This is a genomic window from Dehalococcoidales bacterium, assembly GCA_028716225.1.
GTDB lineage: Bacteria > Chloroflexota > Dehalococcoidia > Dehalococcoidales > UBA5760 > UBA5760.
In genome coordinates, this window is the sequence record JAQUQE010000008.1 from 40,052 (window position 1) to 56,895 (window position 16,844).

10 protein-coding genes are annotated in these 16,844 nt (G+C 57.2%); 1 reads left to right on the forward strand and 9 read right to left on the reverse strand.

Features of this window, described 5'->3' with window-relative positions; all coding sequences use genetic code 11:
• The first annotated feature begins 339 nt into the window (after positions 1–339).
• Positions 340–3,984, forward strand: a complete 3,645-nt coding sequence (locus PHI12_06285; GenBank protein MDD5510396.1) for a hypothetical protein — start codon at positions 340–342, stop codon at positions 3,982–3,984.
• Between the two features lie 99 nt (positions 3,985–4,083).
• Here the strand turns inward: PHI12_06285 and PHI12_06290 are convergent, their stop codons facing one another.
• From PHI12_06290 to PHI12_06330, 9 genes are all read right to left on the reverse strand, one after another.
• Complete coding sequence (locus PHI12_06290; protein ID MDD5510397.1) at positions 4,084–5,493, reverse strand: MBL fold metallo-hydrolase; 1,410 nt, start codon at positions 5,491–5,493, stop codon at positions 4,084–4,086.
• A gap of 6 nt (positions 5,494–5,499) precedes the next feature.
• Entirely contained in the window at positions 5,500–8,208 is a 2,709-nt protein-coding gene (locus tag PHI12_06295) for a bifunctional GNAT family N-acetyltransferase/acetate--CoA ligase family protein (protein ID MDD5510398.1), read from the reverse strand.
• 388 nt (positions 8,209–8,596) lie between these two features.
• Complete coding sequence (locus PHI12_06300) at positions 8,597–8,899, reverse strand: MTH1187 family thiamine-binding protein (protein ID MDD5510399.1); 303 nt, start codon at positions 8,897–8,899, stop codon at positions 8,597–8,599.
• A 63-nt stretch (positions 8,900–8,962) separates the two neighbouring features.
• Entirely contained in the window at positions 8,963–9,616 is a 654-nt protein-coding gene (locus PHI12_06305) for a DUF3786 domain-containing protein (GenBank protein MDD5510400.1), read from the reverse strand.
• A gap of 74 nt (positions 9,617–9,690) precedes the next feature.
• Positions 9,691–10,566, reverse strand: coding sequence for a methylenetetrahydrofolate reductase (locus PHI12_06310; protein ID MDD5510401.1), 876 nt, complete (start codon positions 10,564–10,566; stop codon positions 9,691–9,693).
• A gap of 22 nt (positions 10,567–10,588) precedes the next feature.
• Positions 10,589–11,479: a dihydropteroate synthase gene (locus tag PHI12_06315; protein ID MDD5510402.1), complete on the reverse strand. Its 891-nt coding sequence runs from the start codon at positions 11,477–11,479 to the stop codon at positions 10,589–10,591.
• Positions 11,479–12,822 carry an acetyl-CoA decarbonylase/synthase complex subunit gamma gene (gene acsC, locus PHI12_06320; GenBank protein ID MDD5510403.1) on the reverse strand — a complete coding sequence of 448 codons (1,344 nt, stop codon included), beginning with the start codon at positions 12,820–12,822 and terminating at the stop codon, positions 11,479–11,481. The genes PHI12_06315 and acsC overlap by 1 nt, the downstream gene beginning before the upstream one ends.
• A 16-nt stretch (positions 12,823–12,838) precedes the next feature.
• A complete protein-coding gene (gene acsB, locus PHI12_06325; protein ID MDD5510404.1) occupies positions 12,839–15,046 on the reverse strand; it encodes an acetyl-CoA decarbonylase/synthase complex subunit alpha/beta in 2,208 nt (735 codons plus the stop codon).
• 33 nt (positions 15,047–15,079) lie between these two features.
• Positions 15,080–16,831, reverse strand: a complete 1,752-nt coding sequence (locus PHI12_06330) for a hypothetical protein (protein ID MDD5510405.1) — start codon at positions 16,829–16,831, stop codon at positions 15,080–15,082.
• Between the last annotated feature and the right edge of the window lie 13 nt (positions 16,832–16,844).

Sequence of the window (16,844 nt, forward strand, 5' to 3'; positions counted from 1 at the left end):
TCAGCGATAAAAGACGGGTTATACCTAAACTAATATCTATAGGTTACTTTAATTAAGCAAAACTATTCCAACTATTGACAGGGTGTGATATAATACGGACGGTCAAATATGGAACCAAAGCATATCGCTCTAAAGTATGGAGCGAGAAGGGGGTGGTGCCAGTAGAGAGAGCCCGGAGGGACACCCGGCTATCACCGTCCCGAAGGGAAGCGCCCCGGTTAAGGCGGCATTTCGGACTGTTGGATAACACAGCCTTATCTCCGTAAGGAAAAGAGAGATGTGGCTACATATTCTTTTTATGGAGAAGGCAATAAAAAATAAAGGAGAAAATAAAGGTCGATGAAGACCAAACTAATATCCAAGATTTTAGGCGTAGGCCTTGCCCTTGGTCTGACTCTTTCGCTCGGTGCCGCCTTCATTGCCGCTCCCGCGGCCCAGGCCGACGAGATGGAGTGGGGCCAGGTCAACACGCCGAGCTGGGCGGATATGGTTATCCTGCCCGATTCAGATATAATCGACTATGCCGTCGGCGGCGACGAGGGCGAGATCATCTACGCTGTCCTCGAGCTCAATGGCTATTGTACCGAGGTCGGCTATGATAGTGCTTACCCTCCTAATGACCCTGGTAATGCCTATTATGCCCTAGTCAAGTCCGATGACGGCGGCGTCACCTGGAGCGACATCACCGAGGCGGTCGTCGAGGCCAGCAGCGCTCCCTGGGATGATACTGACGTCGATGACAATGACGTTATCAGCCTGAACCTGGTGGCGCTGGCGCCCGATGACGAGGACTGGGTGGCCGTGGCCGGATACTGGGATGGTGCGAGTAATCCCACTGCTCTGGGCACACCCTTCGTACTCGCCTCCGAGGACGGCGGCTCTAACTTCACCTACGCCCACCCCGTTGAGGATACCTCAGCTAATACTGAGCTAGCCGTTATGATGGACATGGCCGTCTCGCCGGCGGTGGGCAGCATCCACAACATCGCCCTGGCCGGTAAATCTGATGATCAACTATGTAATAGCTTCTGTAGCGGCTACGGAGTGGTCTACCGCCTCGAGGCGGGGACATGGCTCACCGGTGGCTGGGTGGATACCCGCACCTACCCCGGCTGGAACGACAGCACCGATGCCATGGACGACTGGGCCTTCGCAACCGAGGCTGTGGTTGCCGTGGACTTCTCGCCCAACTTCGACATGGACGACACCATCGTCTGCATGAGTGTCGGCGATTATCTTGATAGTGCTACGGATGTCGACAATATGCCCTTTATCCAGGAAGGCACCCTGGACGGCGACGGCGCCTGGAACGCCGAGGCCGGCTTTGGTGACGCCATCCTGATCACCGATGAAGGCGCTGACATACGCACTATCGCCGCCCGCTACATGATGGGCTTCGCCCTGCCCGCCGACTTCGACGGTGCCGAACCGGCCGACAACAACATCTACTTCTACGTCAATGCCATAGATTTTACTGCGATGGACCCGGTGGCTAAAGGCTACGTGATGATATCCGAGGACGGCGCCCTGACCGGCCGCTGCGGCCCCTCGGGAGACCCGGTGCTGGCCAGCATCGACGTCTACGGTGATGCCGACACCTGCAAGGCGATGGTCGGTACCCTGGGCGTGGATTTTGATATTTCATTGGATGAGGAGGCAATATCAGAGATTGAACCCTGTGCCGGCGTGGCGGTCTACCACACCGTCGAGCTGGATGACTGCTGCCCGGAGTGGGAATCCGCCTGCAAGGACCCCTCGGGACCCACCCTGGCAGTTGTTATGTACACCCCCGACGGTGAGAAGGCATTTGCCACCACCAGCGGCAGCCGCAGCTTCCTCTTGGAAACCGAAGGTGCAGGCTACATGGGAATGTGGTTCGGATGGTGCGGTAACGCACTGGACGAGTCCGCCTTCTCGGTGAGCCTGGATGACGCCGTCTCCTTCAACCAGATCGGCTTAATCGACACCGATATCGACTACCTCTCCGATGTGGTGGTCTGCCCGGACTGCAGCGTGATCTACCTGGCCACCATCAATGCAGCGGTCGGCACGCGCGATAGTGGTGTTGCCTACGGTGCCTACCCCTGCGGAACTGCCTGCAATTTACCGGATAATAGACAAGGCTGGTTTGCCTGCGACTCCGTCTGGAGGAGCTACGACGACGGCGACACCTGGGAGCGCGTCTACCACGGCGACTGGACCGATTCCAGATGGACCGGCGATCCATGGCCATACAGCGATGAAATTCCCGACCGCATTCTGCTCAAGCTGCCCTGCGACGACCTGGAGGAGTGCTGCACCGTCTACATGGGCATTCAGGATACCCAGGACCTCTTCTACAGCCGCGACTGCGGCCAGTGCTGGAACAAGGCGGTCAACCAGAAGCTGGTCATCCAGGACATCGCCGTCGAGACTGAGAACGTGGTCTACATCCTGGACCGCTCCGGACAGGTATCCAGCTCGACCCAGTACGGCCGGCGCCCTTCTGACGGCGTCGATACCGGTCTTGACACTGGCCACATGATAATCTCCTGCTGTGACGAGGGCTGGGTGGTCGTCGGCGGCGCTGCTGACGAACCGGTAGCCTGGTCTGAGGACGGCGGCGAGACCTGGGATGTTACCGATGATCTTCCTGGCGGTTCTGGAATGACCCCCGGACCAGACTCTGTTCATATCGCCTGCGACCCGGTCTGTGAGAATATCGTCTACGCCGCCATCGACGGCGAGGGCATCTACCGCACCGACCTCAATGAAGGCACCTGGGATGACTTGAACGCCATGCCCTACGACTACACCGGCATCGTGGTCGCCCGCGAGGGCACCCTCTACGCCTCCAGCGATGACATCTGGGCCAATACCGACTGCTTCTGCGGCCCTGCCGCTGATCCTTTAGACGAGTGTGAACGGTACGGCGATCCCGGTTTTGATAGCGTTTACGAGAATTACAGCGGCGTGGCCCGCAACCTGACCCCCTGCGAGACCGACTGCTGCGGCACCGAGGACTGGGACTACCTTATCGCCGGACTCAGTGTGGCAACTGAAGGTGGCGAGGACTTCGACGCCCAGCCCAACGGGCTGGACATCTGCGGCTGTCTCTCCGCGGACACCAACTCGGTACTCTGGGCCATCGATAGGAACGGTAGCAGCGGCTACTGCGTATACGACGGTTCCGACGGCAGCCTGTGGAGCTACGAGGACTGTGCCGCCAAGCACGGCCCGGAACTGACATCTCCCGAGGACGGGGCAGTTCTTGCCTGTGACGTCTGTGACAGCTGCGTAAGCGCTGCCATGACCCTCGAGTGGGAGAGAATGTGCCTGGCCTGTAGCTACGACATCGAGATTATGGACGAGGACGGCAACGTCATTGCCGATTGGATTGATGAGGAGATTACCGGCGACCCACCTACCTTCTACGTTGATGCAGGTCTGGAGTGCGGCCGCACCTACACCTGGCACGTTCGAGAGGCCAACACCGAGACCGATGAGTGCGTCCACAGCCCCTGGTCGGAGACATGGAGCTTCACCATCGAGGCCTCTTCGGCTAACGCAGTTCACCTGATCGCCCCCGAACAGGGTGCGGTAGTTGCTCAGCGCACCGGAGTCGGCTTCTCCTGGAGCAGCGTCTATGACGCCACCACCTACAGCTTCGTCCTCTCGGCCAGCCCCGACCTCTCCGGCGCCCTGGCCAGTGCTGATGTCAGCGGTACCGCCTACGCCTACTCGGGTACCCTGGACTACGAGACCACCTACTACTGGCAGGTAACCGCCTGGAAGGACGGCACCATGCTCTCCCAGAGCGATGTCGGCACCTTTGCCGTCGCTGCTGAGGAGTACATACCGCCCGAACCAGAACCGGCCGAGCCGGTGGTGATCGATATCCCGGCCACCCAGCAGATCACCCCGATGTGGATCTACGCCATGATCGGCATCGGAGCGGCACTGGTGGTAGTGGTAATCGTCCTGATTGTCCGGAGCCGAAGGTAAAACTGACGCCACAAGGACAATAGCTAGATAATGCAAAGAGCCCCCCGAAGTTCGGGGGGCTCTTCTTTGTTAGACCGCTATAGTAAGGTCTGTGCCGGGTTAGTCCAGGATAACCTGAGACCTGTATTTGGGGGGAGAGACCCGCCAGCCCAGCTTATTCCTGATATGACTGGCAAAATCCTTAGTCACTTTGGCATCGCCATGGGTGACAAAAGCCTGCCTCGGGGTATGCTCAAAGGCAGACAGCCACTTGATCAGCTCGTCCCGGTCGGCATGCGCGGAAAGGCCGTCCAACTGCTCTATCCGGGCCCGGACCCGCCTCTTCTGACCCAGTATTCTCACCTCCGGGCTGCCCTCGACGATGTGCCGCCCCAGGGTGCCATGAGCCTGATAGCCGATAAAAAGTATCGTGCTCTCGGGACGGGAGATGTTATTGACCAGGTGGTGCTTGATCCGCCCGCCGGTACACATGCCGGAGCCCGCGATGATGATGGCCGGGTGATTAAGTGTGTTGATGGCCTTGGAATCATCGGTGCTGGTGGTCATCTTAAGTCCGGGGAAGCGGAAGGGAGACCGGTTCAACTCCAGCAGCCGGGTCATATCCCGGTCGTAGACGGCGGGATAGTCCTTGAATATCTCGGTTATCTTGATCGCCATCGGGCTGTCGAGATAGACGGGCAGATGCGGAATCTTGCCGCCGACGAGCAGTTCGTTAAGGTGATAGAGTATCTCCTGAGCGCGTTCCAGGGCGAAACTGGGGATGACGATGTGCCCGCCGGCGTGATAGGTCGAGTTGATGATTTCAGCCAGGTCCCCGGCTACGCCGGCCTGCTCGCCGTGCAGCCTGCTGCCGTAGGTGGACTCAACCAGTACGTAGTCCGCCTCGGGAAACAGGGTCGGGTCGCGCAGTATGGGAACGTGCCAGCGGCCGATGTCGCCGGAGAATACGATCGTCCTTTTCCCGCCACCCGCGCTAACGGTGAGCTTGATCATCGCCGAGCCCAGAACGTGCCCGGCATCGTAAAAACCGGCTTCTATGCCGTCGCCAACGCCGACCGTCTCGGCGTATTTTACCCGGGAAGAAAAACAGGTCAGGGACTCCTCGGCATCGTCGACCGTATAGAGGGGAACCTCCGGGTAGCGGCCTCTTCTGCCTTCACGCTGATGTCGCTTTTTCTTGAACTCGGCATCCTCTTCCTGCAGCTTTGCCGAATCAAGCAGCATCACCTCGGCAATATCGGCGGTGGCATGGGTGGATATCACCCGGCCGCGGAATCCCTCGCGGTATATGCGGGGAATAAAGCCGCAGTGGTCGAGGTGAGCGTGAGTGAGCAGTACGGCATCGATGCTGCCGGCCGCAACGGGAAACAGCTCCCAGTTCCGGGAGAGAAACTCCCGCTCCTGAAAAAGGCCGCAGTCGATCAGGATTCGGGTGCCGTTGGCTTCCAGCAGGTAGCGGGAGCCGGTTACGCTTTGGGCTGCGCCCAGAAAAGTCAGCTTTATCTTCATTATCCCTTACTTCAGCGTCGCCCGGGCATCGACCACCCAGTAGCCCTTGCCCTGCGCCATCACCTTGACCGGATTAAGGTCCATCTCGGCAAGCTCGGGGACATCCTCGACCAGCGCCGAGATTCTGAGCAGCAGGTCCTCGAGGGCGGCAACGTCGCTGGGGGGGTCGCCCCTGAAGCCGGCAAACAGCTTGGCCATCTTGACCGAGCTGATCAGCTCTTTGGCATCCAGATCGGTAAGCGGGTGCAGCCGGACCACGATATCCTTAAGCAACTCGGCGTATACCCCGCCCAGACCGAACATGATCAGCGGCCCGAACAGGGGGTCCTGGGTGACACCGACAATGGCTTCGGTACCGCCCTTGACCATCTTCTGTACGATAACCCCGTCCATCTCGTCCTGGCGGCCGATTCCAGCCAGTTTGCTCCGAATATCCCGGAAGGCTTCCTCAACCTCTTTGTCCGACTTAAGACCCAGCACCACCCCGCCGACATCGGTCTTGTGGGTAATGGTAGCCGAGGCCAGCTTGACCGCCACCGGGAAGCCGATGCGCGAGGCCGCTTTACCCGCCTCGGACTCCGTTTTCGCCATCACCGTCTCGGCAACCCGTATTCCGTAGCAGGAAAGCAGCTCCTTAATCTCATCGGCAGAAAGCCAGAGCGGTCGCTTGGTGGTACCGGTCAATGCCGATTCCACTATTCTGCGCGCCCGGCTCCGTTTGATGCCGGTAAACTTGACCTCCTTGCCCTTGGGACGCCGTACCCAGTCACCGTATTCGGTAGCCCGGGCCAGGGCCAGAACAGCATCCTCCGGGAAGGGGTAGCAGGGCACAAACTGATCTTGAGAACCCAGCTTGCCCTTAAAGCCCTGTTGTCCCATAGCACAGACCAGCAAGGGCTTGCCTTTCTTGAGGAAGAGAGGCGCTACCTTGCGAAGCGCATCCTCCATTTCCACGGGGTCGATAAACAGCGGCGGCAGGAAGATCACAATGACGGCATCGTTATCCTTATCCTGCGCCAGCACCTTGAGGATTTCCTCGAACTCCTCTCCGACCGCCCCCGCCGTGGTATCGAGGGGGTTATTGAGGGGAATCCTCCGCCGCAGCACTGACTTCAGCTTGCCCTTGGTCTCCTCGCTGAGCTCGGGCAACTGCAAGCCGTGCTGCTCGCAGGCATCGGCAGCCAGAATGCCCGGACCGCCTCCGTTGGTGACCACAACCACCCGGCGGCCCTTTGCCACCGGCTGACCGGAAAGCAGCGTGGCCACATCGAAGAGCTCTCCCATGGTATCGACCCGGATGATACCCGCCTGGCGGAACAGGGCCCCGGAGGCTACTTCGGAGGTAGCCAGGGCCCCGGTGTGCGACGATGCCGCCCGCGACCCGGCCGCAGTCCGGCCGCTCTTAACGGCAACTATCGGCTTGGCGGCAGAGACCCTGCGGGCGATACGGCCGAAGCTGCGCGGATTGCCGAACGACTCCAGATAGAGCAGCAGCACTCGGGTCGACGGGTCCTCCTCCCAGTACTGCAAAAAGTCATTGGCCGAGATATCGGCACTGTTGCCGACACTGGCAAAACCGGAGATGCCCATATCGACGCTCCGGGCATAGTCGAGAACAGCCAGGCCCATAGCACCGCTCTGGGATAGAAAGGCAACGTTACCGTGCGGGGGATAGATCGGCGAGAAGCTGGCATTCATGCTGATGGTCGGAGCCGTGTTGATCACGCCCATACAGTTCGGCCCGACCAGCCGCATCCCGTATCCCAGGGCGACCGAACGGAGCTCACGCTCACGGGCGGCTCCTTCGGCGCCGCTTTCGCTGAATCCGTCCGAGATAACGATGAGCGCCCGTACTCCTTTACTGCCGCACTCATCAACTACCTTAACCACCTGTGGCGCCGGCACGACTACGATGGCCAGATCGACATCGCCCGGTACGTCAAGTATCGAGGGATAAGTCCGGACCGACATCACCGATTCGGCTTTGGGGTTAACCGGATAGACCACTCCGGAAAAACGGTTCTGCATAATACACTGGAAGAGGAGCTGCCCGATGGTACCGGGCCTCCTGGAGGCTCCGATTACCGCCATCGAGCGTGGCGATAAGACATAGCGCAGTGAAGCGAGCGTCGAAAAACGCTCCCTTTCCTCCTCCTTCTTCACCACTATCTTTGTGCGTGCTATGGGAAAGACGACATGGTAGACGCCCTCTTCAAGGGCACTGGTAATGTGGAAACCGTAGTCGCGGAAAACGCTCATCATTTCGTCGTTTTCCAGCAGCACGTCCGCTTCAAAGACGTTGATACCGTTATCCCGGGCCACGTTAGCCAGCCACTCGATGAGCTTGGTGCCGATGCCCCGACCGTGATAGGCGTCTTCGATTACGAAAGCTACCTCAGCAGAGGTCTTATTAGGTAGACGGTAGTAACGTCCGATCGCTATTATTTCCCGGCGACTGCCCTTCATCTTCTCGGCAACAAAGGCAAAGGTGTTATGATAGTCCACCGTACAGAAACGGACGGCATCTTCGCGCCCCAGCTTGGGGACATGATGAAATCGCAAATAGAGAGTACGCTCGCTGAGCCGTGATATGAAAGAGAGCCATTGATCTATGTCATCACGCCATATTGGCCTTAGCATAAGGCGCATGCCATCCTTGAGCAAAACCTCGGTTTCATACTGGGCCGGATATAACCCTGCTGCTTCCTCAGCCATGTTCATCTACCTCTTAATAATTTGTTTCTGCGAATACACAAATCCCTGTTTTAAGACGCGAAGCTATCTCTTCAATCTCAAATCAGGGATATTAGGACCTCACCGGTAATGCCGGGGTGGAGAAACGATACAAAACCCTGTCCGTAACACTACTGAAAACCCCCTTACCGGGTCTTGAGCGAACACGGAACCTTCTCCAGATAGCAAGTTGCCAACCAGCGGCCCCACTACCAGAATACGGTCTTTGCTAGTCCTGTTTTATGATAAGTCAAGAAGCAGTCCATGTCAAATCAGCCCGGTACTGCCCGGATTACTTTCCTCTTTTCACCAAGAAACGCCGAAAGGGCCGGGGAATCGGTCATAATCCATAATATCCGGAGTATAACGGCTAGGCCAGCTTCCTCGCCACCGATTGCATTTTATCTTCCGCTGATGATTCTCGGTCACGGCGCTCATCAATCCGAACCGTGGTGACCACTCTCTGCACCCGGTCGCCAAAGACGGAGTCGTGCATTTTTCGAACCGCCTCCAGCACGTCGGCAAGATTACCCTCCAGTATGGTCCCCATACCGGTCAGCGTGTATTTGATGTTTTTCTGCTGACCGAGTGCTGCGATTGCTCTGGCCACATACTGACTGACCGACGGCGTACCGGTTCCAATGGGTACTACTGATATCTCGGCAATAGTCATCTTCCCCTCCCTTCTTTTTAGCAGGATACTGCCAGGAGCCGGATATATCCGGCTGCATTCGCCTTATGCCAGCGACTTGATCAACTTCCAGACTACGGTCTCACAGAGCACGGTGATGTCCTCGGTAGACAGGTAATCGGTAATACCGGAGTCGAAGATTATGCTCGCTGAAGGAGCAAACTCGGCGTCGCCTCTCCACAGGACCGGCGTTATCGTTACGAAAGGGAAGGCCTGGATAGCTACCGCCGTATCACCGTAGTCCGCCCTACGACCGCCCAGCTTTTCAGCAGCGTCGAGCATCCGGTCGGGCTCTTTGCCGAAGCGGGCCAGCAGCGGATCCAACGTTCTCTTGGCAAAGGTCGGGAAATAAACCGGCCCTTCGGGCAGCTCCTTGAAGGTGATGGCCCTGCCGGCGGCCGGAGTTCTCCGGGCCAGAGTCAGGTAGTGCAGCATCAGGACCTTCTCTCTGATCGACACCGGCTCCTGACTGCCGGCCGGAGTGATATCGACATCGGGCAGGGTAATCCAGTACGACCGGTTGAGGTAGGTAAGGGCGATAGCCATCGGGGCGCCGCCCTCGAGATAGCGGGCACCGCTCATAGCGCACAGCTTGCTGATATCACGGCGGTTAAGCTCTTCAGCAGCGAGCCGATAGGCCAGGCCATAGGCCTGTTCATAGTGACGCTGGTGGGGAAGTGGAAGACGGCTGTTTTCCATTCTAAAAATACCGCGGCAACTTATCCTTGAGCGGAGAACTCCTGCCAACCTTAATATTCCCCTCTTATCGAGGGTTATAGCCCAGAGGCTTTCAGGATAGCCGGTACGTACCTGTCCCAGCCCAGGGTCATCAGGTGAGCACCCTGGCACATATCCTTCATCTCTTTGAGCAATCCGGCGGTAATCTCTATCGAGGTCTTCACCTTATCGTCGGCACCGGCCATCCGGTCAATAATATCCTGGGGCACGAAAATACCCGAGACATTCTTGTTCATATACCGGGCCATACCGGCATTCTTGAGGGGTATCAACCCCACCAGAACAGGGACCTTAAAACCTTCCTGCTCCACCCTCTTCATGAACTTCTCGAAGAGCCGAACATCAAAGACGGCCTGGGTCTGAAAGAACCTGGCCCCGGCTTCAATCTTTTTCGCCATCTTGATAATCTGCAGCTCGAAGGAGGCTTCGGAATCAGCTCCCGGGTTGACCACCGCTCCGGCGAAGAAATCGGGCGTGCCCTGAAGCTCATTCCCCACCATATCGTGGCCCCCGTTCAGTGTTTTGATCATCTCGAGGAGCTGTACCGAGTCCACATCATAGACCAGCTTGGCCTGGGGGTGATCACCGAACGAGGGCAAGTCTCCGGTGATTGCCAGGACGTTCTCCAGGCCCAGGACGGCTGCGCTCAGCAGGTCCGATTCCAGAGCTATCCGGTTACGGTCCCGGGTGACAACCTCAAACACGATCTCGAGTCCGGCGTCCAAGGCCAGGTGACAGGCAGCCAGCGCTCCCAGCTTCATCACCGCACTCTGCTGATCGGTAACGTTGGCGGCAGCCACCCTGCCCTTAAGAATCCTGGCCGCCTCCCGGATCCCGCTGGTATCGGTCCCCTTCAGCGGGACTATCTCGGCGGTAACGGTAAATTCTCCCGCCTCAAGTTGAGATCGCATCAAGCTCAATTTATTATTCCTCCTACACCTCAAGCCAGGAAACGGAATAGAGCGACTCGCCGGTAAGTACTCTGACCGTTTTTGCGTACCTGGTCTCCTCTTGATCCAAAGAGGCAAGGTCCGGCCCCTCGCCGTCCATCAAACGTTGTACCAGATCAACCAGGTCCGGCCGCCTGCCCCGGGCAATTTCAATCAACTCGGAGTCAAAGGCATCCACTATTGCCGAGTGCAGCCCGTATTTCATCAACATCATCAAATAGGTCCGGTTGAGATACGGCCGGAGATCCTTAGGAGTTCCGTTGGAGACATTGGACAGCCCCACGGTAGACTTGCAACCCGGAGCAATATCCTGAAGCATACTCATAAACTCCAGACAGGGCTGTACCTGGTTAGTATCGGCACTGCTGGCCGGGGTCACAATCGGGTCGAGCCAGATATCCTCATTGGGTATCCCCGCTTTGTTCGCTTCATAGACAAGCTCCGCCGCTATCATGCCTCTTTCCGCAGCATCCCGGGGCATTCCCTCTCTGCCCCACAAGAGGCCAATCATCTCGGCACCATAACGCTTGACTAGGGGAAATCCTGCTTCCATCCGGACCAGGGATATCGAGTTAACCAGCGCCCGGTCATCTCCACAGATCCTCAGCCCGGCTTCTATCGCCGCCGGGTTAGTCGTATCAAGGGACAGGGGCTTATCGGTAACATCGCGCACGGTCTTGACTACCCATTCCATCAAATCCTCTCCCGCCCGGCGGGCGGGGCCGATATTGAGGTCAAGGTAGTCCATCCCGGCCTCGACCTGGGCCCGAACCATCTCCTGAACCGGCCCGGGGGTTCTTTTCTTAAAGGCAGGCCCGAGAGTGGTCGATACGATATTAATATTTTCTCCGATCAGAATCACCGCTCTCCTCACTATCCCTGCCAGGCTTTAAGATAAGCTGTGATGTGAGCCCCTTCCCGGGGCCCGACCTGGATTTCCCAACCGGGTAATTCCTCCTCCAATCCCCCGCTCTCAACGGCAAGATAGCCGGGGATAGTCAGCTTCCTGTGTTTGATCCGGTCACCGATAGCACACTTCTTAACGAAGGTGCCGATGACATCGGCGCTGAATTTCCCGGCTGCCCAGGCAGTCAGGACGGAAAGACCTTCGGTATCCATAACGATAAGATAGCTGGAGACCCGGCTGCTTTCAATCTCACCGGAGACAATAAAGTAGGTCAGGGAGAAGTTGCAGGTAAGCAACACCGGGGAATTCTCGTCTGGCCCGCCGATCTCGTAAATACCCGCGGTGGTCGCCAGAGGACGCTGGGGGTCGGTATAGATATTCATCCTCTCCACAAGCAGGGGGAACAGGCTCTCCCCTTGAAAATCGGAGAGGACGACAATCCCTCCGTATTTGGCAATGAACATGGAGGCAATCAGGGCTTCCTTCATCGGATCACCAGTCATCTCGGCAGGGAAGACGATGGTAGGAAAGCCTAGGGGCCGGAACTTCTTATTCAGGGCAAGGCTCCTGATGTTTACCTGGTCCTCCAACGCCCGGCGGACCGACCTTGCTCCGGAATCGATCACGATATCCTTAACGCCGGCTCCGGTAAGCCGGGCGGTCAGCTGGCTGAGCTCTTCCAGACCGGAGCCCTTCACTACTACCGGACAGGAATGTGCTTTGGCCAGTTCCGCTACCGACTCCAGATTATCTTTACCGGCGGCATATATCAGGGGCCTCCGGTCGGCACAGGCCTTCAGGCCGGAGGCTAGAACAGCCGGATCATCGCTCATCAGGATAATACCAACATCACTCTTTTCCTTTACCCTGCCGGACAGGGCAGCAAACCGGGCCGCATCTCCGGAATCGCACTTCAGTGCGACCAGCTCGGGACGGAGGATGACCCCTACCCTCTCATAACTAATGTCGGATCTAGCCAACCTGTTATCGACCTCAGCATCACTCATTGTATCGCTGATGAGGATGGCAAACCCCGGGGGGTTCTCAAACCTCTTTTCATGGCGGAACATAACCGTCTCACCGCCAACCTTGAGAGCCCGGGGGCCGGTACCAATGGTCACTGTGGCCACCGGCGGTGCTGAGGCCTCCGACAGCTTCTCCCTGGCCTGATCGGAAACATAGGGACAGGAGGAGAGCTCCGCCTTGCCCGCCGCCAGACCCATGGCAAAGGCAAGGCAGGTGGGCACTCCACACTCGCCGCAGTTCGTCTTGGGAAGCAGCTTGAATATCTCTATTCCGGTAAGTGGCATTAGATAGACTCCTCTCTTAGTCCAGTATCGACTCCATGTTCAGGGCAGGGTGTTCCTTCTCCTGAAGGAAGGGGAGAATCTCTTCTTCCGTACAGCCCACCGTTTCGTCGGCGATCCTGTCAAACAGGTCGGGAACACCGAGCTCATCGGCCCTGGCCCGGATACGTTCGCGAAGCTCTTCCTTGAGCATCTTAGGCATCCAGACCATCCTCAACAGGCCGCCATCGGCACTTATGAACTTTCTCTGGCAGATATTATACTTGCCATGACCGATAAAACCGGGGGTGCTGATGCCACCGCCGATAGTCCCGGCCAGGGTAGTAAACTTCATCCCGCAGGGGGTCATCCCGGTGAACTCCCGGTTTACCGTCATTACGCCATTGCACAGGGGCAGGACGGCAGCGACACACTCACAGCACCCACAGGTAGTCCACGGATCATTGACGATACTGTACATGCAGTAGTGGTCCAGGTTACCGCGGGAAGCCTTGTAGATGAAATCGTTAACCCCCTGCCACATCCCTAACTTGGTGTCAAGAGCCTCACCCTTCTCTATCGGCTGGTTGGGCCCGGTAGGGTTAATCTCAAAAGCGGCTTTACAGTCCATCCAGTTGTAAGAACCGCAGAGGCCAGTCTTCTCCGGGGTAATGACACAGACATGACTGGGAGCGAACGACTGACAGAGCAAGCAGGAGTAATAGGTATCCGTAGTCTCATCGGTCATCCCCTCAATCCGGGCATCCCTGGCGGCATATATTGCCTTTGACTGCTCCAATACCTGCCTTACTCCGTCCTCATCGGTGTAGAGCTTGACCTGCAGCTTATCGAATATACGTCCGAAGCTCTGGTGCAGCTTGGCATGGAGCAAAGAACCGATATGACCTATCTTGAAGCCCTTTTCCTTGGCCGTGTTGCTAATGCGCATCCAGGCAATGTCCCGCTGCCCGCTGTGCCATACTCCCTGCGCATAATTAACCAGGTGATGGATCTGGCGTTCCAGGATTGGTTCGTAGTCCTCCTGGAGCTCCCTGCCGGCAACCTCAACGACAATCGCCAGCGGTAGAGTACCACCCGGCTCGACATCGTCTATATCGGGACCGATCACCTCAACCTTACCATCTTCTACTTCGTCCATCCGCCGTGAGGTTACCAGTTCAACCATCGGAGACCGGTTGCCACCCATCTCCAGATAGAACTCACCCTTGCGTATACGCTCACCCTCGAAGGCAGGCCCGAAGGCTACCGGGATGGGTACCTCGGCAACACTGGTCTTCAGTCCCCTTACCTCCACTGCCTTAGCTACGATATTATCATGCGGGATATTAGAGACAACGTGCTCATAGGTACAGATACCGGTGGGCAAAATCTCGGGTATCGGGGTGTCGGCAATGGTGGGGAACCCCCAGTTGACCGCTCCCACCGCATTAGCATACCACTCATCGGTAACGTAACCCATCGGCATGACGAAGGAAAAGACCCGGTCTTTATTATAGATAAGTATCTTCCTGAAATCACCGGGCTCAACACCGCCGAAGGAAAGAGCAACCCTGGTAGCAAAGCCCATGGCAAACACGGCCGAGGTGATATCGGGTCCGAAGGAAACCAGTCGGGTCGGCCACCCGATCTGTACGCCGGCCTGCAACAGCTGCTCGGCAAACCCCTGACCGTTGTACCGGCCGACCATAAAAACATAGAGGTTCTTCTCCTGAAGCTCCTGGGCCACCTTCTTGGCTATCTCCGCATTAGGTGCCGCGCCGACGATAGCGGCAAAGCCGGGGGCAGTACCATCAACAAACTCGACTCCCCGCTTCCTCAGAATAATGTCATCGGCAGTCCCCAGCCAGATGGTACTCCCGGTGACATCTTCCTGCCTGGTGTAAAAATCGGGCTGCTCCAGATACCTGATTGCCTCGATGATTTCCTCAGCGAAGAAGGTGGCCATGCCGGCATCAAGCGCCGGCGCCAGATAGGGTAGAGCATGCTCTTCTCTTACCGGCGGCGGCAGCAGAGAGCGACATCTTTCCAGTACCGGCCCGGCGTCACCCAGCTTCTCCACCTTAAGTCCCAGTATTCCGTAGATTACCGGCAGATAGTAGGCGGTATCGGGAAAGCCTATCGGCTCATTAGCTCCCCACTTATCCATTGCCTCCCGCCACTTCTGATTAGCCTGTCCTACAATCTTGTGGGCTCCGCGGATAGCAGCTGATGCGATTATCTTCGACACTTTGCTCCCCTTCCCCTCTTGGAATTTTGTCTCTCAGGCTGCGTCCAGTTCACGTCTCATATCCATATCATAGAGGATTCTCTCTCTGGCCTTATCGATACCTAATGCCCTGCGCTTTCGGTCAATATGCTCAATCATCAGTCGAGATGCCCCAATCGGGTCCGGCTCAAACGCCCACATACCACCATAAAGCTTCTCGAAATCATTAGATAGGAAATCGGTCATCCCCCGGCTACCCAGAGCCGAGCCGTCTATGCCCAGCACGGTAAATACTCCCGAGCCGACAAAGTACTGACCGATTGAGGCTGCCGGCTCACTGACCCACTCCAGGTCAGCTCCGGCTACCGGCAGTTCGCTGATATCATCACCCAAACCGCCATCCTTAACCATCATCGTCGCTGCAACCAAGATACGGGTATTATCGACATCGGAGCCGAGGTGCAATACCGGTGGAATACCAACAGCTTCGCAGACCGAGGCCAGTCCTTTACCGGCATACTCGGCAGCCGCTTCAGGCACCATCAGGCCGGCTTCGGCACAGGCTATAGCGCTGAAACCGGTCTGCAAAACCAGGACATCATTTTTGATAAGCTCCTTAACCAGAACAACGTGAGCGCCATCGGGAGTAACCCGGACACCATCTCCGCCGACAACGCCGGCCACCCCTCTTATCCTGCCGTTAATAATGTTCTCATTCAAAGGGCGATAAGATGCCCGGAACAGCCCACCCAGAAGGTAATTGATAGTCTCGTGGCTGAAGCCGGCAATAAGGTCAACTTCTCGTCGCGGCACCGGTATACCGGCATCCCGATTGGTGAAGTTATCAATGGCTATCCGGACAATTTCCCGCGCCGATTCTGCAGCATTATGTCCACTGAATTCAATATGCGGAGCACCTGCAACACGAGCACGGGGATCGGTAGTAATCACCCTGGTGTGGTAGCACCGGGCTACATCGGCCAGACCATGCATAATACACCGGGCATCAACTACTACGGCATCCAACAATCCGCTCAGAACAGCCAGTTCTTGCTGCAGAACGCTACCGGCAGGAGGTATGCCGTGACGCATTAATACCTCGTCGGCGATGCCGCCCATACCGGCCAGGTTTATTCCTTTGGCCCCCCTGGACCTGGCGTATTCGATAATATCAGGCTCTTTAATCACCGCTGTCAGCATAACGGCAAGCTCGGGATCGTGCCCATTAATAAGCAGATTGACGGCATCCTTCTTAAGAGTGCCGGGGCATATCCTGCCCAGAAAAGGAGCCGGAGTACCGAAGATGACATCCTTTAGCTCAGTGGCAATCATACTGCCCCCCCAGCCATCAGAAAGCGCGGTCCGAACCGTCTGTTTCAGCAAACTCTTGAAATCCTGGTCGGCCCCCATATCAGTAGAGTGCATCGTCGCCGCTACTTCCCTGTCTATGCCGCGCGGGGCAACCCACTGTTTGCGCCAGAGTTCCTGCCGCCTGAGTGGCGCTCGCCTGAGAAACAGGGCTTCTCCCGCCTGTCCGTCAAACGCCTTCATGACAGCTTCGCCAACATCAATGGCGATTGCCTCACTGCTACGCTCACCGATCTCCACACCGAGTTCCAGAGCCAGCTGCAGCAGCTTCTGCTCATCCTTTATCCCATAGCCCGGTACCTCATCTCTTGCCACGGCGAGGAACAGCTCAGTAACACTGCGGGCATGATTACCATGGGCAGTCGCACCACCGGCAACCATACGAGCAAAATTACCAGCGGCAACAGACTCGGCATTAGCTTTGTTTTCTTTTTCCAATATTTTCCGCCTC

Coding starts and splice junctions, on each gene's coding strand:
- PHI12_06290 (MDD5510397.1), bottom strand. CDS start 5,493: ATGAAGATAAAGCTGACTTTTCTGGGCGCAGCCCAAAGCGTAACCGGC.
- PHI12_06295 (MDD5510398.1), bottom strand. CDS start 8,208: ATGGCTGAGGAAGCAGCAGGGTTATATCCGGCCCAGTATGAAACCGAG.
- acsC (MDD5510403.1), bottom strand. CDS start 12,822: ATGCCACTTACCGGAATAGAGATATTCAAGCTGCTTCCCAAGACGAAC.
- PHI12_06310 (MDD5510401.1), bottom strand. CDS start 10,566: ATGCGATCTCAACTTGAGGCGGGAGAATTTACCGTTACCGCCGAGATA.
- PHI12_06305 (MDD5510400.1), bottom strand. CDS start 9,616: ATGGAAAACAGCCGTCTTCCACTTCCCCACCAGCGTCACTATGAACAG.
- PHI12_06300 (MDD5510399.1), bottom strand. CDS start 8,899: ATGACTATTGCCGAGATATCAGTAGTACCCATTGGAACCGGTACGCCG.
- PHI12_06285 (MDD5510396.1), top strand. CDS start 340: ATGAAGACCAAACTAATATCCAAGATTTTAGGCGTAGGCCTTGCCCTT.